At 63.6% G+C, this 25182-nt stretch carries 19 protein-coding genes and 1 pseudogene; 9 read left to right on the top strand and 11 right to left on the bottom strand.

The annotated features are described in order from the left end of the window. Positions 1-36 precede the first annotated feature (36 nt). The 5 genes from E4M01_RS12075 (at position 37) to E4M01_RS12055 (ending at position 9960) form a co-directional block, all read left to right on the top strand. A complete protein-coding gene (locus tag E4M01_RS12075; protein ID WP_135063925.1) occupies positions 37-2097 on the top strand; it encodes a glycoside hydrolase family 97 protein in 2061 nt (686 codons plus the stop codon). Continuing rightward, complete coding sequence (locus E4M01_RS12070; RefSeq protein ID WP_135063922.1) at positions 2094-3629, top strand: MFS transporter; 1536 nt, start codon at positions 2094-2096, stop codon at positions 3627-3629. Before E4M01_RS12075 ends, E4M01_RS12070 begins: the two co-directional genes overlap by 4 nt. Before the next feature lie 76 nt (positions 3630-3705). Then, entirely contained in the window at positions 3706-6075 is a 2370-nt protein-coding gene (locus tag E4M01_RS12065) for a glucan 1,4-alpha-glucosidase (RefSeq protein ID WP_135063919.1), read from the top strand. A gap of 485 nt (positions 6076-6560) precedes the next feature. Next, a complete protein-coding gene (locus E4M01_RS12060) occupies positions 6561-7679 on the top strand; it encodes a Fic family protein (RefSeq protein WP_135063916.1) in 1119 nt (372 codons plus the stop codon). Next, positions 7669-9960, top strand: coding sequence for a restriction endonuclease (locus tag E4M01_RS12055; protein ID WP_135063913.1), 2292 nt, complete (start codon positions 7669-7671; stop codon positions 9958-9960). Before E4M01_RS12060 ends, E4M01_RS12055 begins: the two co-directional genes overlap by 11 nt. On the opposite strand, the gene E4M01_RS12050 is transcribed toward E4M01_RS12055, so the two are convergent. The 5 genes from E4M01_RS12050 to E4M01_RS12030 all read right to left on the bottom strand — a co-directional run bounded on the left by E4M01_RS12050 (position 9957) and on the right by E4M01_RS12030 (position 14782). Further along, positions 9957-11801 carry an ATP-binding protein gene (locus tag E4M01_RS12050; RefSeq protein ID WP_167765385.1) on the bottom strand — a complete coding sequence of 615 codons (1845 nt, stop codon included), beginning with the start codon at positions 11799-11801 and terminating at the stop codon, positions 9957-9959. The genes E4M01_RS12055 and E4M01_RS12050 overlap by 4 nt on opposite strands. 112 nt (positions 11802-11913) lie before the next feature. Continuing rightward, entirely contained in the window at positions 11914-12459 is a 546-nt protein-coding gene (locus E4M01_RS12045) for a hypothetical protein (RefSeq protein WP_135063907.1), read from the bottom strand. A 28-nt stretch (positions 12460-12487) separates the two neighbouring features. Then, positions 12488-12931 (bottom strand): DUF6527 family protein, encoded by a 444-nt coding sequence (locus E4M01_RS12040; protein WP_209316041.1) that lies wholly within the window; start codon positions 12929-12931, stop codon positions 12488-12490. Next, positions 12928-14115 (bottom strand): ThiF family adenylyltransferase, encoded by a 1188-nt coding sequence (locus E4M01_RS12035; protein WP_135063904.1) that lies wholly within the window; start codon positions 14113-14115, stop codon positions 12928-12930. Before E4M01_RS12035 ends, E4M01_RS12040 begins: the two co-directional genes overlap by 4 nt. Beyond that, positions 14090-14782, bottom strand: a complete 693-nt coding sequence (locus E4M01_RS12030) for a multiubiquitin domain-containing protein (RefSeq protein ID WP_135063901.1) — start codon at positions 14780-14782, stop codon at positions 14090-14092. Before E4M01_RS12030 ends, E4M01_RS12035 begins: the two co-directional genes overlap by 26 nt. 126 nt (positions 14783-14908) lie before the next feature. Here E4M01_RS12030 and E4M01_RS12025 point away from each other — a divergent pair, with 126 nt between their 5' ends. Both E4M01_RS12025 and E4M01_RS12020 read left to right on the top strand, forming a co-directional pair. Then, the gene (locus E4M01_RS12025) at positions 14909-15238 is read left to right on the top strand and encodes a helix-turn-helix domain-containing protein (protein ID WP_135063898.1); all 330 of its coding nucleotides are present in this window, start codon (positions 14909-14911) and stop codon (positions 15236-15238) included. Continuing rightward, positions 15225-16130: an ImmA/IrrE family metallo-endopeptidase gene (locus E4M01_RS12020; RefSeq protein WP_135063895.1), complete on the top strand. Its 906-nt coding sequence runs from the start codon at positions 15225-15227 to the stop codon at positions 16128-16130. Before E4M01_RS12025 ends, E4M01_RS12020 begins: the two co-directional genes overlap by 14 nt. 360 nt (positions 16131-16490) lie before the next feature. Here the strand turns inward: E4M01_RS12020 and E4M01_RS12015 are convergent, their stop codons facing one another. The 6 genes and pseudogenes from E4M01_RS12015 to E4M01_RS11980 all read right to left on the bottom strand — a co-directional run bounded on the left by E4M01_RS12015 (position 16491) and on the right by E4M01_RS11980 (position 23637). After that, positions 16491-16883: a hypothetical protein gene (locus E4M01_RS12015; protein ID WP_135063892.1), complete on the bottom strand. Its 393-nt coding sequence runs from the start codon at positions 16881-16883 to the stop codon at positions 16491-16493. Between the two features lie 1067 nt (positions 16884-17950). Beyond that, positions 17951-19389 (bottom strand): annotated as a pseudogene (locus E4M01_RS12000) (IS1182 family transposase). Between the two features lie 133 nt (positions 19390-19522). Then, the gene (locus tag E4M01_RS11995) at positions 19523-19987 is read right to left on the bottom strand and encodes a response regulator (protein ID WP_135063886.1); all 465 of its coding nucleotides are present in this window, start codon (positions 19985-19987) and stop codon (positions 19523-19525) included. Then, positions 19984-21927, bottom strand: a complete 1944-nt coding sequence (locus E4M01_RS11990) for a PAS domain S-box protein (RefSeq protein WP_209316040.1) — start codon at positions 21925-21927, stop codon at positions 19984-19986. Before E4M01_RS11990 ends, E4M01_RS11995 begins: the two co-directional genes overlap by 4 nt. Continuing rightward, positions 21924-22544 carry a response regulator transcription factor gene (locus E4M01_RS11985; RefSeq protein ID WP_135063883.1) on the bottom strand — a complete coding sequence of 207 codons (621 nt, stop codon included), beginning with the start codon at positions 22542-22544 and terminating at the stop codon, positions 21924-21926. Before E4M01_RS11985 ends, E4M01_RS11990 begins: the two co-directional genes overlap by 4 nt. Before the next feature lies 1 nt (position 22545). Next, complete coding sequence (locus E4M01_RS11980) at positions 22546-23637, bottom strand: sensor histidine kinase (RefSeq protein WP_135063880.1); 1092 nt, start codon at positions 23635-23637, stop codon at positions 22546-22548. A 168-nt stretch (positions 23638-23805) separates the two neighbouring features. Here E4M01_RS11980 and E4M01_RS11975 point away from each other — a divergent pair, with 168 nt between their 5' ends. Then, positions 23806-24420, top strand: a complete 615-nt coding sequence (locus E4M01_RS11975) for a phosphoribosyl-AMP cyclohydrolase (protein WP_135063877.1) — start codon at positions 23806-23808, stop codon at positions 24418-24420. Between the two features lie 74 nt (positions 24421-24494). After that, on the top strand, positions 24495-25172 hold the full coding sequence (locus E4M01_RS11970) for an OmpW family protein (RefSeq protein WP_135063874.1): 678 nt from the start codon (positions 24495-24497) through the stop codon (positions 25170-25172). Positions 25173-25182 lie beyond the last annotated feature (10 nt).

Below are 25182 nucleotides of genomic sequence, written 5' to 3'. Positions count from 1 at the left end.
GCATGGCAAGAGCCTCTCAGTGGGGAAGTTTTCCTGATGTTGAAGCGTCGCTCATTTCTGGCTCTCGGAACCGCCTCAGCCCTGGCCTTCGGCTCGCCTGTAGTCGCCCAGACCGCCCCGACCACGGCCCGCGCCTCGTCGCCGCGCGGCGTGCTGACCGTCGAAATGAGCAGCGATAACGACGGCCGACCGACCTACAGCGTCACCCGCCTTGGCAGGACCGTGGTCGAAAGCTCGCGCCTGGGCTTCCTGCTGACTGACGCTCCGATGCTCGAGCGCAATCTGACGCCGACGTCCAGCCGGCCTGTGACCGTCGACGAAACCTGGGAGCAGCCGTGGGGCGAGCGGCGCCTGGTCCGCAACCACTACACCGAATGGCGGGTGGCCTATGCAGAGCGCGCCGGCCTGCGCCGTCGCTTCGACGTCGTCTGGCGCCTCTATGACGACGGCGTCGCCTTCCGGTACGAGTTCCCGGAACAGGACAGCCTCAAGACGGTCCGCATCGGCGCCGAGCTGACCCAGTTCAATCTGGTCGAGGATGGCGAGGCCTGGTGGATTCCGGCCTGGGAATGGAACCGCGAGGAGTATTTGTACAACCGCACGCGCATCAGCGCGGTCGGCAGCGCCCAGACGCCCATCACCGTGCGCGGGGCGTCGGGCCTGCACGTCTCGATCCACGAGGCCGCGCTGATCGACTACGCCGGCATGAACTTGCGTCGGTCGGAAGGCCTGGGCTTCCGCGCGCAGTTGACCCCTGGCTTGAGCAACGCGGCCGTGGTGCGCGAGGCCCCCTTCAACACGCCCTGGCGGACGCTGCAGATCAGCGACACGGCGGCGGGCCTGGCTGAATCCAGCCTGATCCTGAACCTGAACGAGCCGAACAAGCTGGGCGATGTCAGCTGGTTCAAGCCGATGAAATATGTGGGCGTCTGGTGGGAGATGCACCTGGAGGTCAAGTCCTGGGGCTCGGGCCCTAAGCACGGCGCGACCACGGAAAACGCCATCAAACACATCGATTTCGCGGCCCAGCACGGTTTCGGCGGCGTGCTGGTCGAAGGTTGGAACAAGGGATGGGACGGCGACTGGTTCGCCAATGGCTCCGACTTCAGCTTCACCGAACCCTATCCCGACTTCGACATCGAACGCGTGACCGCCCATGCCCGGGCGCGAGGCGTTCAGTTGATCGGTCACCACGAGACCGGCGGCAACGCCTATAACTACGAGCGGCAGCTGGAGCCGGCGATGGCGTTGTACGAACGCCTGGGCGTCGGATCGGTGAAGACGGGCTATGTCGCCGATGCCGGCGGCGCGCGGGTCACCGGGCCGGACGGACATATGGTCTTCGCCTGGCACGAGAGCCAGCCGATGGCGCAGCACCATATGCGGGTGGTCGAAACGGCGGCGCGACACCGCATCGCCGTCAATGCGCATGAACCGTTCAAGGACACCGGACTGCGGCGCACTTATCCCAACATGATTACGCGCGAGGGTGCGCGCGGCATGGAGTTCAGCGCCTGGGGCCAGCCCGGCAATCCCCCCGAACATGAGGCCAATCTGGTCTTCACCCGCCTGCTGGCCGGCCCGATGGACTATACGCCCGGCATCTTCGGCATGGAGACCCGCAGCCCCGGCGGAATCCAGACGACCTGGGCCAAGCAGTTGGCCCTGTATGTGGTGATCTACAGCCCCCTGCAGATGGCGGCCGATCTGCTCGTGCACTACGAGGCCAATCCGGGGCCATTCCAGTTCATCAAGGACGTGCCCGTCGATTGGGAAGAGACGCGCGTCCTGAATGGCGAGGTCGGCGACTTCGTCACCATCGCCCGCAAAGATCGCCACTCGGATGTCTGGGTGCTGGGCGCTGTGACCGACGAGCATCCGCGCAGCCTTTCGGCCCCCTTGTCCTTCCTGGACGCGGGGCGCCGCTACCGGGCCGAGATCTACCGCGACGGGCCCGACGCCAACTTCACCGATCGCCGCGAGGACATCGTCATCGAGCAGAAAGAGGTCACGTCGGCGGACACCCTCACCCTCAATCTCGCCCCCGGCGGTGGTCAGGCGATCCGCTTCGTTCCGCTGGGAAGAGCCCGTCGATGACCTCTGCCGCGCCTGTTCTGCCGACTGAAAGCCGTGCGCCTCGGCTGATGCGTCCGCGCCTGTCGATGTGGGCGATCTGGAACATGTGCGTCGGCTTTTTCGGCATTCAGATCGGCTTCGGTCTTCAGAACGCCAACACCAGCCGCATCTTCCAGACCTTGGGCGCGGAGATCGACAGCCTGGCCATCCTCTGGATCGCGGCCCCGGTCACGGGGCTGCTGGTTCAGCCTGTGATCGGCTATTTCAGCGACAAGACCTGGGGACGGCTCGGACGTCGGCGACCCTATTTTCTCGTCGGCGCCCTGCTGACCTCGGCGGCGCTGGTGCTGATGCCGAACAGCCCGACGCTCTGGTTCGCCGCCGCCATGCTGTGGATCATGGACGCGTCCATCAACATCACCATGGAGCCGTTCCGCGCCTTCGTCGGGGACAACCTGCCCGAAGAACAGCGCACGACCGGCTACGCCATGCAGAGCTTCTTCATCGGCGCCGGCGCGGTGTTCGCGTCGGTGCTGCCGTGGCTGCTTTCGAACGTGTTCAATCTGTCGTCGACCGCCGCGGCGGGCGCGGTGCCGCTGTCGGTCAAGGTCGCCTTCTACGTCGGGGCCGCCGGCCTGTTAGGCGCGGTGCTCTGGACCGTCTTCTCCACCAAGGAATACAGCCCGGCCGAGGTCGCCGCATTCGACGGCGCGGCGGAAGGCGCGCCTGCGCTCGCCTCGCCGCAACGCCCGGCGGCGCGCTATGGACTGGGCGGCCTGGCGTTCCTGGGCCTGGCCGGCTTCCTTGGCGCGACCGTCCTGATCGCGGGCTGGGAGAAGGAGCTTTACATCCTGGCTGGCGCGCTGGGCCTGTTCGGCGCCCTGCAACTGGCCGCCGCAGGATTTCGGCGCGCGACGCGCGCTAACGGCCTGACCGAAATCCTGGACGATATCTTCGCCATGCCGGACACCATGAAGGGTCTGGCCATTGTCCAGTTCTTCAGCTGGTTCGCCCTGTTCGCCATGTGGATCTACACCACCGCGACGGTGACGGCGGTCCACTATGGATCGTCCGACCCGACCAGCGCAGCCTACAACGCCGGTGCGGACTGGGTGGGCGTTCTGTTCGGCGTCTACAACGGCGTTGCGGCGCTTGCGGCCTTCCTGATCCCGACACTGGCTCGCCGCACCGGACGGCGCGGAGCCCATGCGATCAATCTGGTCCTGGGCGGCATCGGCCTGATCGGCTTGACGCTGATCCGCGATCCGGCGCTGCTGTGGTTGCCCATGATCGGCGTGGGCTTCGCCTGGGCCTCCATACTGTCCATGCCCTACGCCATCCTGGCGGGCGCCCTGCCGGGCCGCAAGATGGGCGTCTACATGGGCGTGTTCAACATCTTCATCGTCGTGCCGCAGCTTCTCGCCGCGACCATCCTGGGCCTCATCCTGCGCCATCTGTTCCAGGGTCAGGCGATGTACGCCCTGGTGATCGGCGGCGTCAGCTTCTTCGCTGCGGCGGCCTCGGCCCTGTTCGTCAAGGAGCCTGCCCGATGAACGCGCCCGCGAACGCCCAAGCCCCCCTAAACCCATCCTGAGACCACAGCTGACGCCTGCCCGAGTGAGGTTCCCCATGCGCATCTTCAAGACCCTGATCCTGGCCGGCGCGGCCGCCTCCGCCTTGTCTGGGGCGGCTCACGCTCAGGTCGCCCCCGGCGCGCCTGGCGAAGCGCCGACGTGGGCCTATGCCGCCAAGGTCGGCGCGGGCGCTTCCTATGAAGCCTATATCGACGGAGCCTATCGTGACGGCGGGCCGACCGGCGTGGTGTCAAAGGTGTGGTTCTCGATCGCCGACGGGGTGCTGACCGAGACCATGTACGGGCTGATTCACGAGGCTCAGATCAAGCAGCTGCGGATGGCCGTCATCACCGACACGGGCCTGGCGATCGAAGGCGAGGACACCGACTTCGCTGTCGATTACGTGCACAAGGACGCCGAAGGCCGGCCCCTGTCGCCCGCCTACGGGGTGACCACAACCGACCGGGGTGGACGCTTCGCGATCGACAAGCAGGTGTTCACCGACCCGGATCGGCAGGCGCTGGTCCTTCGTGTCACCGTGCGCGCGCTCAAGGGCGGGGTCACGCCCTATGTCCTGCTTGAGCCGCACATGGCCAACACTGGCGTGGACGATCGCGGTCAGGCCGAGGTGTCGGGCCTGCACGCCTATGAGGGCGACGTGCATCTCGTCCTGCGCCCAAGCGCCCCGTTCGATGCGGCCAGTGTAGGGTTTATCGGCACATCAGACGGTCTGACCGGCCTGCTCGCGGGCGGTCTGCCGCGTTTCGACACAACCGGGGATCAGGGCGGCAACATCATGCTGACCGGCGCCTTGCCTCGCCTGGAGCAAGGCCAGAGCCTGAGCCGCGACTTCGTCATAGGCTTCGGAGACAGCCGCGCCGCTGCCGAGAGCCAGGCCGACGCCACCTTCGCCACCGGGCTGGACGAGGTGCTCAAACGCTACAACGGCGAGGGCGAGCACGTGGGCTGGGAAGATTACATGGCCTCGCTGTCCGAACTGCCACGCTTGGCCGCCCAGAGCACCGACGGCGGCAAACTGGCCTATGCCTCGGCGCTGATGATCAAGGCGCTAGAGGACCGCACCTACGCCGGGGCCCTGATCGCCTCGCTCTCTAACCCGTGGGGTGACACGGTCGACGCGTCCAAGCCCTCGACCGGTTACAAGGCCGTCTGGCCGCGCGACTTCTATCAGGTGGCCATGGCGTTCGCCGCCCTGGGCGATCGCGAGACGCCGATGGCGGCGTTCCACTATCTGCCTCAGGTTCAGGTCGGCCCCGAAACGCCCGGCAACAAGGGCGACGGCGGCTGGTTCCTGCAGAAGACCCACGTCGACGGCACGCTGGAGTGGATGGCGGTCCAACTGGACCAGACGGCCATGCCGATCATGCTGGGCCATCGTTTGTGGACCCTGGGTTGGCTGACCGACGCGGACATGCGCGACATGTATGCGCGGATGCTCAAGCCTGCGGCCGATTTCCTGGTCGACGGCGGCGTCGTCAACATCGACTGGAACCAGAACGAGATCCGGCCGCCCTTCACGCAGCAGGAGCGCTGGGAGGAACAGCAGGGCTACTCCCCCTCGACCACCGCCTCCGTTGTCGCCGGTCTGACCGTGGCCGCCGAAATGGCGCGCGCGGCCGGAGACCCGGCCGGAGCAGACCGGTACCAGGCCGCCGCCGACAGATACGCATCGCAGATCGAGGCGACCATGTTCACCACCAACGGTGATTTCGGCGACGGGCGCTACTACGTCCGCATCACGCGAAACACCGACCCCAACGACAAGGCCCCGATCGGCGAAGCCAACGGCCAGATCGCCCCGCCTGAGGACCAGGTGATCGACGGCGGCTTTCTCGAACTCGTGCGCTACGGCGTGCGCCGCGCCGATGATCCGCACGTGCTGGACACATTGGCGGAGTACGACGACACCTCGCGCGAACATATGTACCGCGTGCGCTACGACTTTGGGCCGCAGGGTGATCAGACGCCCGGCTGGCGCCGCTACGGCGTCGACGGCTATGGCGAAGACGTGTCGGATGGAAAGGGCTACGGCGTCGGCGGCGTGATGGCGCCGGGCCAGCGCGGCCGGGTCTGGCCCTTCTTCACCGGCGAGCGCGGCCACTATGAGCTGGCCCGCGCGCTGGAGGCCGGGACGGCGGACGCCGCGGCCCTTGAAAGCATTCGCCGCACCTATGTCCGCGGGATGGAGCGCTTCGCCAACGCTGGCCTGCTGCTGCCTGAACAGGTCTGGGATGGCGTAGGCGCCGCCACCCGCCACGACGAGGCCATGGGCCAAGGCACCAACTCCGCAACGCCTCTAGCCTGGACCCATGCGGAGTACCTCAAGCTGCTCCGCTCCCTCGCTGATCGCGCGGTCTGGGATCGATATGATGTGGTGGAGAAGCGGCACGCGGGCGCGCGCTGACGGCGGCCCGCTCCTCGCCTACCACTGAGGTCATTCGGCATGCTGACCGATGACACCGATGATCCCTTGCGCTGCGCCGCCAGAGCACTGGGAATGCGACTGTAAATATCCCTGCGTACGAGGGTGGGGGATATCGAGGTCGCGTCTGGCGCCATCTTCAAAGCGGACCTGCTCAAGGTCCGAGAAGAGTCAGCAGCTGACGTCCCTTGCCCCACTCCGGTCGGAATGGCGAGATGACCGCTTCTGACTCGAAGTGGCGGTACGCAGTGCCCGCTTTGAGGTGCATCACACACGCCCGCATAGAGAAGGACTCCAACCGTTAACGCTAGGAGGCTCGCGTGTGGAGCCTCGGCAAACATCCTTTGACGGAAATGTTTCTGATCGATGCGGCGATCGATGGGGTTAATCGCCGCAAATGATGCGGTGATTGTTGTTGCTATTTGCGGTGAATTTCGTACATAATCACCGCAAATGATGCGGTGATTATGACGTTTTACATACATGAGTTAGACGGATGGCCGGCGTTCCGATGGGATGCGGAACGGCTGGCCGAACCGCTTGCTGCCGTCGCCCGTCGGCAAGGCCGCTTCGCTGGTCGCATGGCGGCATTGGGTTTTCAGCTCCGCGCAGAGGCCGTTCTCGAAACGCTCACCGAAGACGTTCTTAAGTCCAGCGAGATCGAGGGCGAAATCCTCGACAAGGACCAAGTTCGATCCTCCATCGCTCGACGGTTGGGGATGGATATTGGCGGTCTCGTGCCCGCCGACCGCGACGTTGAAGGCGTGGTCGAGATGATGCTCGATGCCACTCAGCGGTATGAACAGCCCCTCACCGATGATCGCCTCTTTGATTGGCACGCCGCGCTATTCCCCACGGGTCGGAGCGGCATGCACAGGATCACCGTGGGTGCTTGGCGGCTAGCAGAAGCCGGGCCGATGCAAGTCGTTTCGGGTCCGCTTGGGCGCGAGAAGATTCACTACGAAGCACCGGAAGCGCCGCGCCTCGCCGCAGAGATGCAGACCTTCCTTGCGTGGTTCGAGGGCGATCAAGGCCTTGACCTAGTTCTCAAGGCAGGCATCGCCCACCTGTGGTTCGTCACCATCCACCCATTCGAGGATGGAAATGGCCGCATCGCGCGCGCTATCGCAGACATGAGCCTTGCGCGCTCGGAACAGAGCCCGCAGCGCTTCTATTCCATGTCGTCGCAGATCCGCTTGGAGCGGAAGGCCTACTACGACCTCCTGGAGCGCACCCAGAAGGGCGACCTCGACATTACGGAATGGCTTGCCTGGTTCCTTGCTTGCCTGGACCGCGCCTTCGATGGCGCGGAAGTCATCTTGTCGACCGTCCTGCGCAAAGCCCGCTTCTGGGAGGCCTACGCGAATGAGCCGCTCAACGACCGGCAGCGCAAGGTGCTGAACCGGCTGCTCGACGGGTTGGAGGGCAAATTGACCAATTCCAAATGGGCGGCGTTGGCTAAGACCTCGCCCGACACCGCCCTTCGCGACATCACCGACCTTCTGAAGCGCGATATCCTCATCAAGGACGAAGGCGGCGGCCGCAGCACGAGCTATTCGCTGAAGGACGTCAGCGATGACGTATGATTTTTCCACCCTCTCGCCGGCGGACTTCGAGGACCTATGCCGCGATCTCGTCGGCCGCGAGATCGGCCTGCGTTTCGAAGCGTTCGCCGCAGGGCCGGATAGCGGCATGGATGGCCGTCACGCCCGCGGCGGCCCGACGACCATTCTTCAGGCGAAGCACTATGTCGGCTCCAGCTTCGCCAAGCTGAAAGCGACGATGAAGCGCGAGCGCGGATCGATCGATGCGTTGGCGCCCGATCGCTACATCTTGGCAACCTCTCGTAAGCTCACGCCTCCCAACAAGGCCAAACTGGCCGCCGAGATCGGACCCGCCTTGAAGGACCAGAGCGATATCCTGGGTTCGGGCGAGCTCAATGCCTTGCTTCGTGACTTTCCGGACATCGAGAAGGCCCACATCAAGCTCTGGCTTTCCAGCTCGGCGGTGTTGGAGCGAGTGCTTCATTCCGCGTCGCACACCGTCACCACGATCACGAAAGCCGAGATCGAAGCGAAGGTTCGCGTCTATGCCCAGAACCCCAGCTTTGGGGACGCACAGGCTATCCTGGAAGACCAGCACGTCCTGATTGTCTCGGGGCCGCCTGGAGTAGGTAAAACCACGCTCGCGGAGATGCTCTCCTACGCGTACCTCGCCGACGGCTGGCAGCTCGTCGCGGTGCGCAGCTTGGACGATGGGTTCGGAGCCATCGTCGACAGCGAACGGCAGGTATTTCTGTTCGACGATTTTCTCGGGAAGATCGCCTTGGACACCCAAGCGCTCGCCGCGAAGGATTCCGATCTCGCGCGCTTGATGCGACGCGTACGAACGTCACCGAATGCGCGGTTCATCCTCACCACGCGCGCCCACATTTTTGAAGAAGCCCGGCGCTCCTCCGAACATCTCGCCGACCAACGGCTCGACATCAGCCGTTACCTCTTGGATGTCGGCACCTATACCCGCCGCATCCGGGCCCGCATCCTCTACAATCACCTGATCGTGGCGGGCACGCCGCGCGAGCTTGTAGCCGCCCTCATCGAGAGCGGGACGGTGAAGAAGGTTGTCGATCACAGGAACTACAATCCACGCGTCATCGAGTGGATGACCGACGGGGATCGCCTTCACGATGAGACGCCGGAAACCTACCCGAAGGCGTTCCTGGCCGCGTTAGCCAACCCGAAGCAACTGTGGGACACCGCCTACCGGAAGCACATTCCCGAGAAGTGTCGGCACCTGCTGCTGACGATGTATTTCTGCTCGCAGTACGGCGTTGAATTGGACGAGCTGCAGCCGGCGTTCGAGGCGCTGCATCGGGAGCTCTGCACGACCTACGGCATCGCACGCGATCCCAAGGATTTCGAGGAGGCCATCCGCATCCTGGAAGGTGGGTTCATCACCATCAGGGGTACGGTCGTCGCCTACGTGAACCCTTCATTCCGGGACTACATGAGCGACTACGTCAAAGACGTCGCGCTGCTCTGTGAATGCGCCAAGACGGCGCAAACCGCCCAATGGGCGCAGGCGGTCTGGCAGGTCGCTTATCCGCTCGGCATCCCCCAGCAGGACCTTAAACGCCTAGCGTTGGCGTTCGCCGACATCGCGGAGAAATTTCCGGAACTGCCCACCTGGAAGAAGAGGAGACCGGACGCGTACGTCACCGCCGATCTCGGGAATGTGGCCCGCATCAAACTCCTGTTGAACTGGGGTTCGGCAAGCGGCGAGGATCGCTTCTGTCAGCTCGCCATGCAGCTCGCTAAGGCCCCTCCCGCGCCACAAGGCTGGTCAGGGTTCAGCGCTTGGCGCGAAGGTGCTGACCTGATCGAGTTGGTCGGCGAGCTTGAGGATGATGGCTACTACGGCACACTTTCAATCGCGGCCGGCCTGGCCGACGCCCTAGAGGACGAGATCGTCAATCTCCTTGCGTGGGGTATGTCGCACGACGAACTCGAAAACATGGCCGACGCCGTGGAAGCCAGCTACCCGCCAGCCAGTGACCGGGTGCGAAAAGCGGCGATGGAAGCCATTCGCCGCGAGATCGACGATGTCGAACTAAGCATCGGCGGCATCGATTCCGAGTCAACGCTCGAGGACCACGCTACGACCCTGAAGAAACTCGCGCCCCGTGCCGACGTGCCGCCGGAGGCGTTGGCCCGCGCCCTTGCCAAGGTCGAGGAGCGCATCTTGGAACTCGGCGAGGAAACTTCCGTCGCAGATGCTCCGTCCATTCCCAACTCGCCGCGCGAAATCGACACGTTCGACGACGCGGCACTTCGAGATTTGTTCGCTCCGCTGTTGCAGGACCGCTAATTGGCCCGTGCTTCGACGGCTCGCAGCCAAATCAGAATATCGCCGCCGGCGTCCCGCGCGAGAAGATCAGCAAGCGTCATTCGATCCATGGCTCCGCGATTCAAGCGTCTCTTGGCGTTGAGGACCTTCTTCCCTTTCGCATCGTCAGCGAGAGCGCCCCAAGCAGTCTGACCACCACCGGCAATGTGGACTTGCTCAGCTACTAGATCGGGGACATCACACCAATCATCGATTGCTATGGTGAAGTTAAACTCGGCTTCAACGGCAGTGGCGTGGATATAATTCTCCAATTCACGCTTGGTCGTGAGAAAGCCGATATCGTTATTACCGCGAGCATTCACTGCGTCGATATGCTGCTTGTATTTGGGTGCAGCTTGGTCGTCTGCATCATAGATATGAACTTCGGTCAGACCAGCATTCCGTAGGTATCGACCGTTCACCCAATGCTGGAGGTTGCCGCCCCCCGCAGGAATGAACACTATGCGGCAATCGCTGCCGATATCGATGACCGTAGGGTCAGCACTGCGGTGGAGTTGCGCCGCTCGCGTGAGAAATTCGACGTCATTGGGACCTTCCACGAAGATCGCAACCTTCGCGCGGCGATCGGGAAAAACCCCCAGCGCGTTGGCGACTCGCTCCAGAACATTCTCATCGCCCACCTGCACTTCAGTGCTCTCGCCGGGCTTCGAAACGAGCCGAACTGACTCCGCTGGCACCATCGCAGCAATCCCAGGCACATGGGTCGTGATCACGACTTGGGTGTTGGGATCTTCGGAAAGCGCGAGAAGGGCCTTGATGAGCAGTATCTGGTTGTTCGGATGCTGGGAGCTCTCCGGTTCTTCAATCGCATATATGACGCGGCGAGAGGCTGTCGCCGTGCGCCGCCGCTCCGCCTCGGCACGAAAGAAACTGAGGAGAATGAGACGCCGGACGCCGCTACCGCGCTTGTTGATCGGTATGTCGTCATCACCCGCCAGGCTGAGTTTGAAACCATCCCATTTCGGCTCCGCCCTAAACGACGGCGTAAGTTGCTGGGCAAGAGCGGGGTCAAGCTCTTGGAGCTTTGCCAATGTCCGTTGGGCAACTTCTATGGCACCCTGGCGCACCCGCTCCTTGATTTCGTCCAGTTCCGCTTCGACATCCTTCACCGCGTTGGCAACCGCGATCTTCATGGGATCGGCGACTTCTGGATCATCATCCTTGCTGGAGCGATCCGACTGAAACAGCGCAAATGCCGGGAGCACGTGTACGATCTGTTCCCAAACCTTCTTGCCGTCCTCCTCGTTCAAAGGAACGAGTGCTTCGGCCCTGCCCACGTCACCCACACGAGCTCGGATTGCGGCGCGAAGCGCAGCATTTGATCGCTTGTCGACCCCCTCCAGCTCGCAACCTAGCTCCTCGGCTCGCCTTTTGAGCGCATCGTTTTTGATCTGCAAAAGATCAACGACGCGTGCGTCGTCAGAGGTGAAGGCGTTGGCGAAGACGCTTTCCTTTGGAGTCTTTAGCTTGCAGTCGTACTGCTTGACGATTTCCAGATCACCGTCGCGATTGAGCAGCCACTCGGTCCCGAGCGTCGTCTCAGATCGGGCGTCCAAGGTGAGCGTGATAGGAAGCTCGTCGAAGACACAACGTATTTCAACGATTTTTGTCTCGCCGCCCACGCAAGCGTCTGACGGGTCGATCTTGACCACTTGGGAATTGAAGAACACCTCCATCGCCTCAACGACGGTGCTTTTCCCGATATCGTTCTTGCCCACTACTGCAGTGAAACGGTCGATCGGTATATTTACTTCGTCCCGGTAAGAGCGGAAATTTTTGAGCTTCAGAGTTTTCAATCGCATGGCAGCCTCCCCGAAGGGCATTTAAGCGGCAAGCGATTCTACATGAAAGCTAAAGTTGCGTGGCCGGTCCTAGAGGGCGCGAATGGTTCCACAACCCGACCTACCGTCGTTGTCAGGAACGTAGCTGAAGCACCGCTCGGCGAATGGAATCGGCCACGTAAGGTCGGAGGCTGAGTTCGAGCGCCAGCTTGAAGAACTCCTCGCTGGCTTCATACTTCTGGAGGCGGAAATCACGGGCCAGCTTCCGGGCAAAGTTGCCGAGCGGCACGACATCGCTCGACGTCACCATCCCGCAATCCTTCACCGCCTCGACGAAGCGTGTCGTCACCGCTTCCGGCAGATCGGGTCCATGAACGAAATAGCGAATATGCGGCAGGAAATGCGCATGCATGAGGATTTGGTCACCACGACAGCCGTTGCGTTCGAACACCTGCTGACGCGACTTGTTGCGGCCTCCCGGATGGTAGTCGGGGTCGGCGAAATAGCGCCGTCGATGTTCGGGGATGCCGCCGCGCGCCGCCAGAGCCTTGGTCAGGTCACGGGCACGCGCAGCGTTCGGTTCAAACGTGTCGTGGTCGAGTTTATGAACATCGAACTCCAGCTCGTCGAGAAGCGCTTGTTCCTCCGGTTCCAAAGCGATCGTGAAGGTATCTGTCACCCGAAACTGCCTTTCCGAACTAGCGACGCTAGCGCCACAAGCTGGTGATCCAATCCAAAATGCCCTTCCGCTTCGGCGTACCTTTCGGCTCGGGCTGGGCCGGAGCAGGGGCCGCAGGCCGCGGCGCGGCGCCGAAATGCTGTTGAACCGCATAGCGATCGCCCGCACGCACGCGCTCGATTTCGTCAGCTGACAACATGGCGGCCCATTCGACCGTGTCCCGCCGAATCCAGTAGTGAGACTTGCATGGCAAGCTCCAGCTACCGACTGACGGGGTGAGGGAAATGGTCTCCCCGTCGAAATGGAGCTGCCATCCGGCGGGGCTCAACGGCGTGACCACTTCCGCTCCGCACCCGCAAAAGCACTTGTGGGACGCCGTCGCGAACTCCATCGCGATGTAGAGCGTGTCGGCCTCCATTTCCCGAGGGATTAAGTCGACGAATTCCCGATGGATTTTTCGGCTGGCTCTCATTCGCACTCGTCGTTGGTCATCTCGTTGGTATCCACCGTGTAGGTGCTATGCCGCTCATGCTCGAGATCGACATAGAAGCCCCATAACTTCTTCCAGGTGATCACCGCCAGCATAGCATTCAGGGCGTTCAAGTCAGCGACCTGGATGTTGCGGTTGTAGTCATCTTCGCCATCCGGGTTGGCAAACGAAATCAACCCGCGCTGACGGATATGATTGCGTTTCGTGGGCGTACTGGTGGTGACTCGCACGACCCCGCCCAGCTTTCCGTCCTGGGCGTAAATGCCCATGCCGACGTCGATGAACGCCACCCCAAACTGCTCAAGCCGTTCGACGATCAACGCCTTGGCGTCCCCATTATCGATGCAAAGGAAAACGAACTCCGCGTCGCGAATTTCCTCGATGTTGGTCGCGTCAACATAGTGGGGATGGGGCTGCACTCCGCGCCGCATCTTCGAGTAGATGCTCGCGAAATAGTTGACTTTGAACGGTTGAGCATCGAGCTCTTCGCCCGATGCCGCCCCCGGCGCCCGGAACGCGTTGTGCTGGTGGAACAGGTCGCCATCGTACAGATGGATTTCCTCGACCGGGGTCTTCGCCACCTGATCCAGCACGTACCCGCCCGTCCCGCCCAGGCCGATGATGACGACCTTCCGACGCTCCAGCTTGGCGGTGATCATCGTGATCTCGGCGCGGGGTGACGCCGTGTCGAGGTAGTGGAACACTGAGTCCCCCTCGTCGGACGACGGCACGAACCCACCCGGGTTCGGTACCGCGCCCCGGTCCAGCACCGAGGCCGGCCCGCTCAGGATCGCCCCATACGTCGCGACCTTCTCGTAATAGTCGTCGTACTTTTCTTTCGGCGGCTTGGCGGAGAAGTAGTGCTGCGCGACTAGGCCCGGAGCCAACTCGAACGTACTGGAGCTGTTGACGATCGCCCCCAACTGCGCGCCGTGCTGATCGCAGGGGTACTCGCCGATGAAATGGGTAGTGTGTTCGACCGGATTGACCGTCACGTCGTTCGCCAACATGAGCGGCATCACGAGCGTGCCGCGAAGCACTTCCCGGTTCTGATTGACATAGGGAACGTGGCTGACGACCAGGTGCCCGTGACGGACGGCTACGTGGTAGCCGTCCGCCAGCAGGCGGGACAGGTCGGCGCTACGAGCGATTGGTCTGCGTGACAACGAAGATCATCCCGTTCTTGATGGACACCGAGCCGCCTTCGGGAAGCGTTCCCTTAGGGTTCTCCCTCGGCCCCTTGCTGTACGTGGTCGTGAAGAGCACTTCCGGCCCCGTCGGCACCGCCTGGAAGGCCAGCGCCACCAGCTGAGCGTAGGTGACCGTGTCGCCGTCGATCGCTTCTTGGCGCGCGTTGACGATGATGGTGATGCGGCGTCGGCGCGTGCGCACCCGCTCGGTCCCCTGGGCGTCCAGGTCGACGTTCGAACCGGGCTCGATCTCCTGGTCCGGCTCGTTCTGCCGCTCAAGCACCAGGACCTCATTGGCCTTCGCGCCCATGATGTCCCGCAGATCGGCTTCGCTGATCGAGGCCGCCCCCCACTCGTAGCCGCGGTCGTCGCCGATGAAGTTGAAGGTGCGGTCGGACAGGAACGCCCGGAACTCCTCGCGGCCCGGTTCACCGAGATTGACCTCGTCCTCCTGACCGATGGACTTGGAGCCCGGCCGAGTCAGCTGGATCAGGACGTGGTCACCCGCCGGGTCGAGCCCCGCCTTCTGCAGCAGGTCGCGCCCTTCTTCGATCTGATCGCGGGTATCGTAGCGCTCGCCGTTCACGGTGAAGACGAAGCGTTGGTTGCCGGAACCCTCCGGCGAGGCGTTGTCGAGCGCCATCTCGAAATCTCCTTGCCAAGTTACCGGCCATCCGGCATGTGTATGGTTTAATCGAACGATCCGTTTGACGTCAAGCCGAAACAGACGGCTCGTTCGATTTGTTTGTACACCCGGGGAAGAGTGCGTATGGCGATAGGCGATCGGATTAAGGAGCTACGGGTACGTAAGGGGGAATCTCTTCAGCAGGTCGCGGACGCTATTGGCGCGTCGAAAGCGCATATCTGGGAACTGGAGAGCAATCGCTCGAAGAACCCATCGCTCGACCTCATGCAGAAGCTGGCCGGCCATTTCCGAACGACCGTCGCCTATCTCATCGAAGAGCCTGAGGGCGACCTGAACCGCGCCGAGCAATTCTTCCGAAGAAACAGTGATAAGCTTGCGAGCCTCGAGGAAGACGAGATCGCGATCTTCGAAAACCTCCTAGACAAGCTGGCGAAAAAGGATGGCGAACGCTGAAGTCGAGTTGGATTTGATGGAGCTGGCCGATCTCGGACAGCCTCTCAAACTCGCCCATGAAATCCACCGCCAACTGCGCGTGCAGTTTGGTAGCGTCCCGACCCAGATGCCTTTGGCCGGCATCGCCGCTGCGGTGGGCATCGAGGTCATCGACGAACACGCCACGGACGGGATCGAGGGCATGCTCGCCATCATGGATGGGCGCGGCGCGGTCTCGCTTCACCGTGGCTTGCGCCCTGGCCGACGCAACTTCACCTTGGGCCACGAGATCGGGCATTTCGTCATCCCGAATCACCGGTTCCAATCAACGAAATTCCAATGCGCCAAGCGGGACATGGGCCAGGAGCGCGGCGGCGGAAACTGGAACCAGCGACCGGCTCTCGAGCGTATCGAGGTCGAAGCGAACGAGTTTTCGGCGGCGCTATTGGTCCCTCGACCCGAATTTAATGCCGAGCGACGCAAGCTGGGCACGGCATGCGATGTTGCCCATATCCGGGCCCTGGCCGAGATTTTCGCAGTGTCCCAAGAAGTAATTGCCAAGGTCTACGTGCAAGAGACCGACGAGAACATCGCCATCGTTACCTCACAGAATGGCCTGGTTCGCCGGGTCATCCCGAAGCAGGGCTTTCCCTATCTCGGTCTGCGCCGCGACATGCCGCTACCGACCGAATGCCTCACCCTGAGCTTCAAGGTCGCCAACGACCCTGTCTCCAACATGGTGGAACTGCCGGCCCATGTTTGGGCCGAGAATAGCCGAGGCATCGGCGCGCTCTACGAACAGGTCTTCGTCCAGGAGGAAGGATGGGCGATGACGCTCATCGCTGTGGATGAAGAGGAGGCCGACAAGGAAGACGAGGACCAAGATTGGAACCGCCGGTCGAGTCGCTGGTAGCGATCGAGGATCCATCTTAGAGCTCCGCCCTCGGCGCAGGGCCAAGCACCTTCAGCCCAGCTTCGCTCGGGCCCGGCTCCCCGTGAAGGTTGCGGTAGCCTTCCCATGCACTGGAATTGATCCTCACAGAGAACGGCTACCGCATCTCACGATCATCGGCAGTGGATTACAGATTGGCTCCGACGCTGCCGACCCTCGCCACGGAATGATCGGATCCGCAACGGGTCGAAACCGGACCCTCGGCGCGAATAGGCTCGGAATGTCCACTTTCAGGCAGTGAATGAAGGTCCGCTTCTGGCGCATGGCTGACATCAGGCTTTCGGCCACAGAACGGACGCGTGCGACGTCAGCGAAGGCCGGTTAGCGGTCATAGCAGAACGACGGGCCGAGCCGTTTCGCCGAGATCGGTCGTTGAACCGTCACCTCAGATCGCCACATGTCCATGTGGCCCGCGCCAACAAATAGGCGGTGCGTTCTGCGACCCTCAAAAGTCAATAGAAATGGCTGCACCGTATAGCATCCTCCTTCTTGGCGCCTGTCATCCATCAGCCGTTCAAGATCCGGCCACTCATTCCATTCCAGCCAATCCGTTTCCCGGTATTCGGGACGTACGGCCGGAACTTCGGTCGCTCCTTCCAAGAAGGTCGATCCTTCGAACTCATGGAGCCAAACGCCGGAAAACTGTCGGGAGCCGCTGACAAAGCCACCATCCGCACAAGACGCGAGGCCTAGAGCAACCGCGAACACGAACATCCATCTGAAAGTCATTCGTGATCTAATCACGCCTGTCGAAGCCCGCTAAGGGTCGAGAGCGGACCGTGCCGTAGCAACAGATTTTGGACTTTCGCCAAGGCTCCCGAATGTCGCGTTGTTGGCGGACTGCCAAAGTCCGCTGTTGGCGCATGGCTGACATCAGGCTTTCGGCCACAGGACGGACGCGTGCGATGTCAGCTAAGGGCGGTTAGCGATCATAGCAAAACGACGGGCCGAGCCGTTTCGCCGAGATCGGTCGTTGAACCGCCACCTCAGATCGCCACAGGTCCATGTGGCCCGCGCCATCCATCAGCCGTTCAAGATCCGGCCACTCATTCCATTCTAACCAATCCGTTTCTCGGTATTCGGGACGTACGGCCGGAACGTCGGTCGCTCCTTCCACGAAGGTCGATCCTTCGAACTCGTGGAGCCAAACGCCGGAAAACTGTCGGGAGCCGCTGACAAAGCCACCGCCCGCACAAGACGCGAGGCCTAGGGCAACCGCGAACACGAACATCCATCTGAAGGTCATTCGTGATCTAAGCACGCCTGTCGAAGCCCGCTAAGGGTCGAGAGCGGACCGTGCCGTAGCAACAGATTTTGGACTTTCGCCAAGGCTCCCGAATGTCGAGTTGCCGGCGGACTGCCAGTGTCCGCTTCTGGCGCAAGACGGAAGCGCCTGAACCAATTCGCTGGCTCACATGCGAAGGCAGTTATCGGGCCGGAACATTATGAGCCAAGGCCCGACAACCGGGTTTCTGGCCAGTTTCCGGCCAACGCTCCCTCGGGTGCAGCTGCTAAGTTATTGAAAAGAATGGTGGACGCGACAGGGATTGAACCTGTGACCCCTACGATGTCAACGTAGTGCTCTCCCGCTGAGACAGGTTGGAAACGCTCACATTTTTCGCTAGAGCGTGCCGTCAAATCCAAACGAGTTTCAGTTGATTTTGTCTGTTGCTGGCTAGTTTCTGGTCAGCTGATCACGTCCGCTTCTGACTGAGGTCGTGTAAAAACACGCTGAGCCACGGCGAGGCGGAAGTGGCAACGGGGCGCGGAGCGCCCTCTTCTCACGCCCTGATCGCCTCCATCATCGGCTTGGTCCCCAGCACCGCCATCAACCGCTTCATGTTGTAGGCCAGGATGTGGAGGCTGATCTCGGTCTTCACGTTGGGTAGTCGCCTTGTCAGGAAGTGGGTGTGGCCCATCCAGGCCTTTATGGTGCCGAACGGGTGTTCGACCAGGCGCCGCCGGACGCGCATGGCGCGCGGCGCCAGGTCCATCCGGGCCTGGAGGGCGTCGATCACCGCCTCATGCTCCCAGCGGGTGACCCGGCGTTCGACGCTGGGCGTGCACTGAGGCTTAGGCGACAGCCGGTGCAACTGGCCCGGTCCCAGTAGCGATGCAGGGTCATACCCTTCTCGACGGTCGTCATGTGACGCGGAAGCAGGGCCCCGGCTGGGCAACGATAGGCGTCCTGATCGGGCAGGTAGACGAAGTCCTGTTTGCCGAAGCGGCCCGCCGCCTTCGCGCCTGACGTCAGCGGCTTGGGAACGTAGGGCGTCACGCCCATGGCCTCGCAGGCCAGGATCTCTTCGCCGGAGAAGTAGCCGCGATCGGCCAGCACATCGAGCGCCTCCACGCCCATCGCGTCCTTGGCCTTACACGCCATCGAGGCCAGCTGTTCGCGGTCGCTGCCCGTCATCACCACCTCGTGGGCGACGATCAGGTGATGCTCGCTCTCGACGGCGGACTGGACGTTGTAGCCGACGATGCCGCTGCCCCGGCCGGATGTCGCCATGGCCCGGGCATCGGGGTCGGTCAGTGAGACCTGGCCGTCAGGTGATGCCTCGACCTCGGCCTCCATCGCCTTCAGCATCGCCATCTGGGCGCGGAGGCGATCGATCTTCTCGACCAGTCTTCCCGACCGCGCCTCGGCCGCTTCGCCTTCTTGCCGGTCCGCCGTGTCCAGGTCCTGCAGATAGCCGGCGATGTGCTCGGCGACCTGCTCGATCCGCCGCTTCACCTTGTAGGCGGTGAAGTTGCGGTCGCGGGTGTTCACCGCCTTGAACTTCGAGCCGTCGATGGCGACCAGAGCCGCGCCGAACAGGCCGAGCTGGCGGCATAGCACGACGAACTGGGCGCAGGCCGCCTGGATCGCCGGGCCGTTCTCGCGGCGGAATTCGGCGATGGTCTTGTGATCCGGCGCCAGCCGCCCCGTCAGCCACATCAGCTCGACGTTGCGCTGCGCCTCGCGCTCCAGCCGCCGGCTGGACTGCACCTTGTTCAGGTAACCGTAGACGTAGAGCTTCAGCAGCGTGGCGGGGTGATAGGCCGGCCGACCCGTCGCGGCCGGCGTCATGCCTTCGAAGCCAAGCCCTCTGAGGTCCAGATCATCGACGAAGACATCGACCACCCGAACAGGATTATCCTCAGCCACATAGTCGTCGAGGCACTCGGGAAGCAGCGTCTGCTGCCGGCGGTCCGCACCCTGGACGAAGCGGCTCATACCCACCTCCTGCTGACCACAGAAGGTTACCCTGATTTGCTCGATCCGACGGAGTTTTCACACAGCCTCGACTCATTGCCGAAGTTCCGAACGTCCGCTTTTCGGCGCGAAAGCCTGCTAGCGACCAATCCGTTCAGCTGTATTCTGAATGCCCAGCTTTCACGACAGCAACAGTCACCGTTTTGAATCTGCGTCGCGTGTCGAGAAGTACCCAGCTCCGCATGAGCAGTTCAGCCACATCATAGGGCTTCAGCAGAACGTCGTTTGCTCCAAGTGATAGCGCACGCAACCTTGCGTTCATCGTCGAATCCGCTGTCAGCACGAGGATCGGCAGATAGTCCGTCTCTGCGGTCAGGCGACGAAAACTCTCGAGAAGTTCGTAGCCGTCGAAGCCCGGCATCATCAGATCCAGCAAGACGAGGTCCGGTGGGGTCTTGGCGAAATCGGCCAAGGCGTCCCTGGCGTCCAGGAAGGTCGCAAGGTTGCTGAACCCCTCTCGCCGAAAGGCCCGGTCGACCAGACTTAGATTGGCCGCCTCGTCATCGACGGCCAGGATCCGCCCCGACTTCAGCGCGGCATCATCAGGCACAATCCTCATTCGGCGTCTCCGGTCAAAGCTGAAGCGTTGATCAGGTCCAAGGTGAACGCCGCGCCGGACCGATCTCCGCGAGGACGATAAACCACGTCGCCCCCCTGGGCCTGGGCCAGCCCGCGCGAGAGTGCGAGCCCCAAACCCGACCCTTCCGCCCCGCTCCAGCGCTCGGCGTCGAGGCGATCAAAGGGCGTGAACAGCCGCGCGATGAGGGCGTCCGGAACGCCTGGGCCCTCATCAACCACCTCCACACGAAGGCGGTCGGGTTCATCTAAAACGCTGACAGTGACGGTGCCTCCGGCCGGTCCGTATTTCACGGCGTTGGACAGTAGGTTGAGGAGAATCTGTACGGTTGCTCGGCGATCGATCCGGGCGACACCGCCTTTTTGGCCCTCTATGCGGACGTCTACGCCCGCGGCCTGGGCCTGGGGGCTTATCAGGCTGCGGACGTCGTCCAGGACGGGGCCCAGGGTGACTGCCTCGAGCGTCAGAGCATGCCCCCCGGCCTCGATCCGGGCGATGTCGAGCACCTCCTCGATCATGGCCAGCAGGTGCCCGCCGGCTTTGGCTATCTGATCCACGGCATGGCGTTGGTCCTCCGTCAGGGCCTCGCCGTCCATGCCCAGCAACTGGTTGAACCCCAGGATGGCGGTCAGAGGCGTGCGCAGCTCATGGCTCATTCGCGACAGGAACTCGCTCTTGGCCCGGCTGGCCCGTTCTGCCTCCGCCCGGGCGTGGCCCAGGGCCTCCTCGGCGCGGCGTCGCTCGGTGATGTCGCGCGTGACCTTCGAGAAGCCGGTCAAGGTTCCGTCCTCATCGCGCAGGGCGGTGATGACGACATTGGCCCAAAAGCGCCCGCCGTCACGGCGCACCCGCCAGCCTTCGTCCTCGACCCGGCCGTCGCGGCTCGCGACTTCCAGCAACCGGGCGGGGGTCTCCTCACGGGCCTCGGGGGGGTAGAAACTCGAGAAATGGCGACCGAGGATCTCCTCGGCCGTCCAACCCTTGATGCGCTCTGCTCCGGTGTTCCAACTGACGACCCGGCCGTCGATGTCCAGGGCGAAGATTCCATAGTCGCGAACGCCTTCGATCACGCGGCGGTAGCGTTCCTCGCCTTCGCGGAGCGCAGCCTCGCGCGACCGCAGCAGGTCGCCGGCCTGGACCAGTCTGCGGGCCAGTCTGCCGATCTCGTCTTGGGCCTCGTCGACCAAGCTCAAGGGGACGCCGCGCTCCAGCCGCTCGGCGTCACGCTCCAGGCTCCTCACGCGGCGAACGATCCCCGTGAACAGCAACTGAGCCGCGGCCAATCCTCCCAACAAACCGATCCCCGCGAGGACAGCCGTCAGAGTCCAGGTCCGTCTGCGCTCCGCGTCAGCACGGGCCTGACGTTCCGCAAGCAGCTCGACCTCACGACGTTGCATGGCCTCGATCTCGGCCCGAAGCGCATCAAGCACCGCCTTGTTGGCGATCAGCGCTCGGGTCACAGCCGGCGTCTCCACCCCGATCGCGGTCCCCGCGTCGGGCATGGAGGCGAGTTGGGCGAGCCCGTCGCGCTTGAGCACCACGAGGCCATCGACACGCGCGAGGCGTCGGCGAATTTCAGGATCCCGCGCGGTCCGGCGCAAGCGATCCAGCGTGGTGGGCAGAAGGGCCTCCGCCTTGATGTAGGGTTTCAGGAAGGCGCGGCGCCCGGTCAGGCGATAGCCGCGCACGCCACTCGCCGCCTCGGCCAGAAGGGCGTGTACTTCGTGGATGTCGCGCTGGATGGCGAAGGTCAGACGCACCCGCGCCTCGGCCTCGGCTTCGGCGCGAGCGGACAGGTGCAGGGCCCCGATTCCGGCCAGCAGGATCGCCAGGGGCAGGGCGACGACGATCAGGCCCTTCAGCCCCAGCCCGAGGTCGGCCCAGGCCCGACCGCCTCTCGTCCAGATCGAGGGGGCCGTCACGGCAGAATCCGGGCCGCGAAGACGGCGGCCTGTGTCCGATCGGTGACCCCGAGCTTGGCGATGACCTTTTCAACATGAACCTTGACGGTTCCCGGTCGAATGCCGAGTTCGCGCGCGATGGCCTTGTTGGTCAGTCCTCCCTTGATGAGGGCGAGGACTTCCCGCTCCCGGGGCGTCAGCCGCGCCAGGTCGCTGTCGCTGGGCCCTGCGACAGGCGACACGGCCAGACGCAAGAGCGCGCTGGGCAGGGCCGTGCGACCCTCGCCCACAGCCCGGATGGCGTGGAGCAGCTCCTCGCGCCCGGCGTCCTTCAGAACATATCCGGTCACACCGGCGGCCAGGGCGCTGCGCACATACTCCGCCGTGTCGTGCAGGGTCAGCAGAAGCACACGCGTGCCGGCGTGTTCGAGGATCCGCCGCGCGGCCTCCAAACCCGTCATTCCGGAGCCGAAGCGGATGTCGAGGATTGCGACATCGACGTCACCCGCGGCGCATCGATCCACGGCGGCTTCGCCCGTTGCCGCTTCATCGATAACCTCAAGGTCCGGCTCGCGGTCGATAACCGCTCGAAGCCCCGCGCGGGTTAGTTCGTGGTCGTCGGCGATCAGAACCCGCATTTCAGACCCCCGCCAGGGGAACGCGCGCGCGGATGAGGAAGCCGTTCGGGGTTGGACCCGCTTCCAACGTCCCGGCCACGGAGAGCAAACGCTCCCTCATCATCTCGAGCCCGAAACGCGGTGTACCGTACTCGACACTGGCTTCCGAAAGAGGCCCTCCCACGTTTTCTACCGTCAGAACGATGGCGCTCCGGTCGGGCAGCAGCGCAAGATCGAGCGCCACCGTCGCGCCCGGGGCGTGTTTGGCGATGTTGTTGAAGGCTTCCTGGCCAACCCGAAAGAGGAGGGTCTCCAGCCAGGGCGGCAGTCTCGCCCCGATCCGCTCTGAGACCTCGACGCGATGGCCGGAGGCCTGCAGCCGGCGCGCCTCCTCTCGGAGCGCCGCTGCGACCCCGAGGTCGTCCAGGCTCAGTGGACGCAGACCTGCGATCACGCCCCTGAGGTCAGTTACCGCTTGGCGGGCGACGCCGATCAGCAGCTCAACCTCCCTGGCGACGCGAGCGTCGATCGGAGCCATGTCCAGATGGACGAGTTCCAGCCGGCGGTGGAGCGCCGCGATCTGCTGGGCCACGCCGTCATGCAGGTCTGCAGAAATGGCGGCCCTCTCGCCCTCCTGCGCATTGACCACACGGGCGAGGACCTGCTCCAGTTCCTTTTCGCGCCGCTCGAGGCGCACGAGCAAATCCGCTTCCTTGCGGCGCTGCAGGTCCACCGTCAGTCGCGCTTCGATCATTTCGACCATCAACCGCAAGGCGTCGGCGTCCTCCTGGGTTGTGACCGCGTTCGGGTTCATCGGCGTCGAAAACACGAGGCTCACGTCTGGCCGACCTCGCTCGGCCAAGGCGGACAGCGGGATCACCAGAGCTTCGGTGTCTGATGGCTCCGGGTTTTCCTGAAGGGTACCGACCCCGTATCCCGCAAACAGCGCCGCCCTCTGTGCGGCGCGAGCGACGGCCTCGTCGAGCCGGCCGGCGTCGGTATTGGCGAGATCCCGGCTGACCTCGATCAGGAGCTTGAGGCGGGCCGCGCGGGCTTCCGAGTCGCGAAACAGCGAACGGAGATCCAGGGCGAGCGGGATGACGTCATTGGACAAGCGAAAAGATCTCCGGGGGCTGGCTGTTGTTCTAGTCGAGATCCGACGGTCTTTCGTATGCCGAACGGCCTAGGTCGTCTGGCCTGCCAAGAGGCTGATGTGCGCAAGCGTGGCTGTCGACACCTTTCATCCGTCGCCGCCACCCGCGGCTCCTGAAAGGACGCTCCGATGCGCAAGACCTTCACCCTCACCGCTCTGGCCGCGCTTCTAGCGGCCGGCTCCGCCTTTGCCCAACCGGCCGCTGTGTCTGCGACCTCCTCAATGGACTCTTATGCGGTCGCCACCATCGCCGCCGCCCCGTCGGCGGCCCCCATCACCGTGGCTGAGGTCGAGGCCGCCCAGCGGGCCTGGGGCGACGCCCTCGTCGCCATCGCCACCGAATACAAGGCGAACGGCCAGGCCGCCGCCGCCCGCCTCGCCGGCCAGGTCCTGGACGCCGCCTACGGCTACAATCTGGGTCCGGTGGCCTTCAAGCCGACCCTCGCCTCGGGCGACACCACCTTCCGCACCACCCGCGAAGGTGCTCTGGCCTACTTCGTTGGCGGCAACAGCCGCTTCGCCGGCGACACGGGCTTCGCGCTCAAAGGCTGGCGCTCGTATGAGATCGACAACGCCGCCATCGTCATCAACGGCACGACCGCCATCTCGATCGGCAACGTCATGCTGACCAACAGCGACGGACAGGTGACCACCGTCGACAAGACCTGGGGCTGGGTGCGCGACCCCAACGGCGGCCTGCGCATCGTCCTCCATCACTCCTCGCTCCCCTACGCACCGAACTAACGGCGCGTTCGACTGGCCGCGCGTCCCTGGCGCGGCCGGTCCCTTCCTTTTGCCCTTCCCTTTTCGGAGACACCATGAAGTCGTTCACCGTCGGCGCCGCCGTCGCTGCGCTTGCTCTCGTTTCTGCCGCTCCCGCCGCCGCCCAGGACCCCAACGGCCGCTTTCAGGTAAAAGGGTTCGTCACGGCGGTGCTGCCGGACGGCGAGATCACCGAGGTTCGCACCGACACGATCGGTCTGCCGGGCGGCTCGCAGGTGAGCGCGTCCAACTCCTATGTGCCTACCGTGGCGATCGAATACTTCGTCAATCCGTCCTTTTCGCTCGAGACCATCTGCTGCGTCACCCCGCATGACGTCGAGGGCGAAGGAGCCTTGGCAGGGGCCGCCCTGATCGACGACGCGATCATCCTGCCCGCGACGGTCACGGCCAAATATCACTGGGCCATGGACGGCGGCTTCAAGCCCTACGTTGGCGCCGGCGTGACGCACTTCTTCATCTTCAACGAAGAGGTGGGTTCCGACGCCGCCGCTCTGGGCGCGACCGATGTCGGCCTGTCCGACGAGTTCGGCTTCGTCCTGCAGGCCGGATTCGATATGCCTCTGAACGACCAGGGCCTCGGCTTCAGCGTTGACGCCAAACGCTACTTCGTCGACACGACCGCCACCTTCCGGGCGGGCGCGACCACGGCCCTGCAGACCGAGCACGCTCTCGATCCGTGGGTCATCAGCGCGGGCGTCAGCTACCGCTTCTAAGGTCAGGGGC

Origin of the sequence: Brevundimonas sp. MF30-B, assembly GCF_004683885.1 — a bacterium.
GTDB lineage: Bacteria > Pseudomonadota > Alphaproteobacteria > Caulobacterales > Caulobacteraceae > Brevundimonas.
Note: the sequence above shows the minus strand (reverse complement) of the source record. Positions and strands in the feature narration are given on the sequence as shown.

Coding starts and splice junctions, on each gene's coding strand:
- E4M01_RS12030 (WP_135063901.1), bottom strand. CDS start 14,782: ATGGCGCTCGACAACGCCTCGCCGGAGGGTTCCGGCAACCAACGCTTC.
- E4M01_RS12070 (WP_135063922.1), top strand. CDS start 2,094: ATGACCTCTGCCGCGCCTGTTCTGCCGACTGAAAGCCGTGCGCCTCGG.
- E4M01_RS11985 (WP_135063883.1), bottom strand. CDS start 22,544: ATGCGGGTTCTGATCGCCGACGACCACGAACTAACCCGCGCGGGGCTT.
- E4M01_RS12020 (WP_135063895.1), top strand. CDS start 15,225: ATGGCGAACGCTGAAGTCGAGTTGGATTTGATGGAGCTGGCCGATCTC.
- E4M01_RS12060 (WP_135063916.1), top strand. CDS start 6,561: ATGACGTTTTACATACATGAGTTAGACGGATGGCCGGCGTTCCGATGG.
- E4M01_RS11995 (WP_135063886.1), bottom strand. CDS start 19,987: ATGAGGATTGTGCCTGATGATGCCGCGCTGAAGTCGGGGCGGATCCTG.
- E4M01_RS12055 (WP_135063913.1), top strand. CDS start 7,669: ATGACGTATGATTTTTCCACCCTCTCGCCGGCGGACTTCGAGGACCTA.
- E4M01_RS12025 (WP_135063898.1), top strand. CDS start 14,909: ATGGCGATAGGCGATCGGATTAAGGAGCTACGGGTACGTAAGGGGGAA.
- E4M01_RS12065 (WP_135063919.1), top strand. CDS start 3,706: ATGCGCATCTTCAAGACCCTGATCCTGGCCGGCGCGGCCGCCTCCGCC.
- E4M01_RS12075 (WP_135063925.1), top strand. CDS start 37: ATGTTGAAGCGTCGCTCATTTCTGGCTCTCGGAACCGCCTCAGCCCTG.
- E4M01_RS12015 (WP_135063892.1), bottom strand. CDS start 16,883: ATGTTCGTGTTCGCGGTTGCTCTAGGCCTCGCGTCTTGTGCGGATGGT.
- E4M01_RS11970 (WP_135063874.1), top strand. CDS start 24,495: ATGAAGTCGTTCACCGTCGGCGCCGCCGTCGCTGCGCTTGCTCTCGTT.
- E4M01_RS11975 (WP_135063877.1), top strand. CDS start 23,806: ATGCGCAAGACCTTCACCCTCACCGCTCTGGCCGCGCTTCTAGCGGCC.
- E4M01_RS12040 (WP_209316041.1), bottom strand. CDS start 12,931: ATGAGAGCCAGCCGAAAAATCCATCGGGAATTCGTCGACTTAATCCCT.
- E4M01_RS12050 (WP_167765385.1), bottom strand. CDS start 11,801: ATGCGATTGAAAACTCTGAAGCTCAAAAATTTCCGCTCTTACCGGGAC.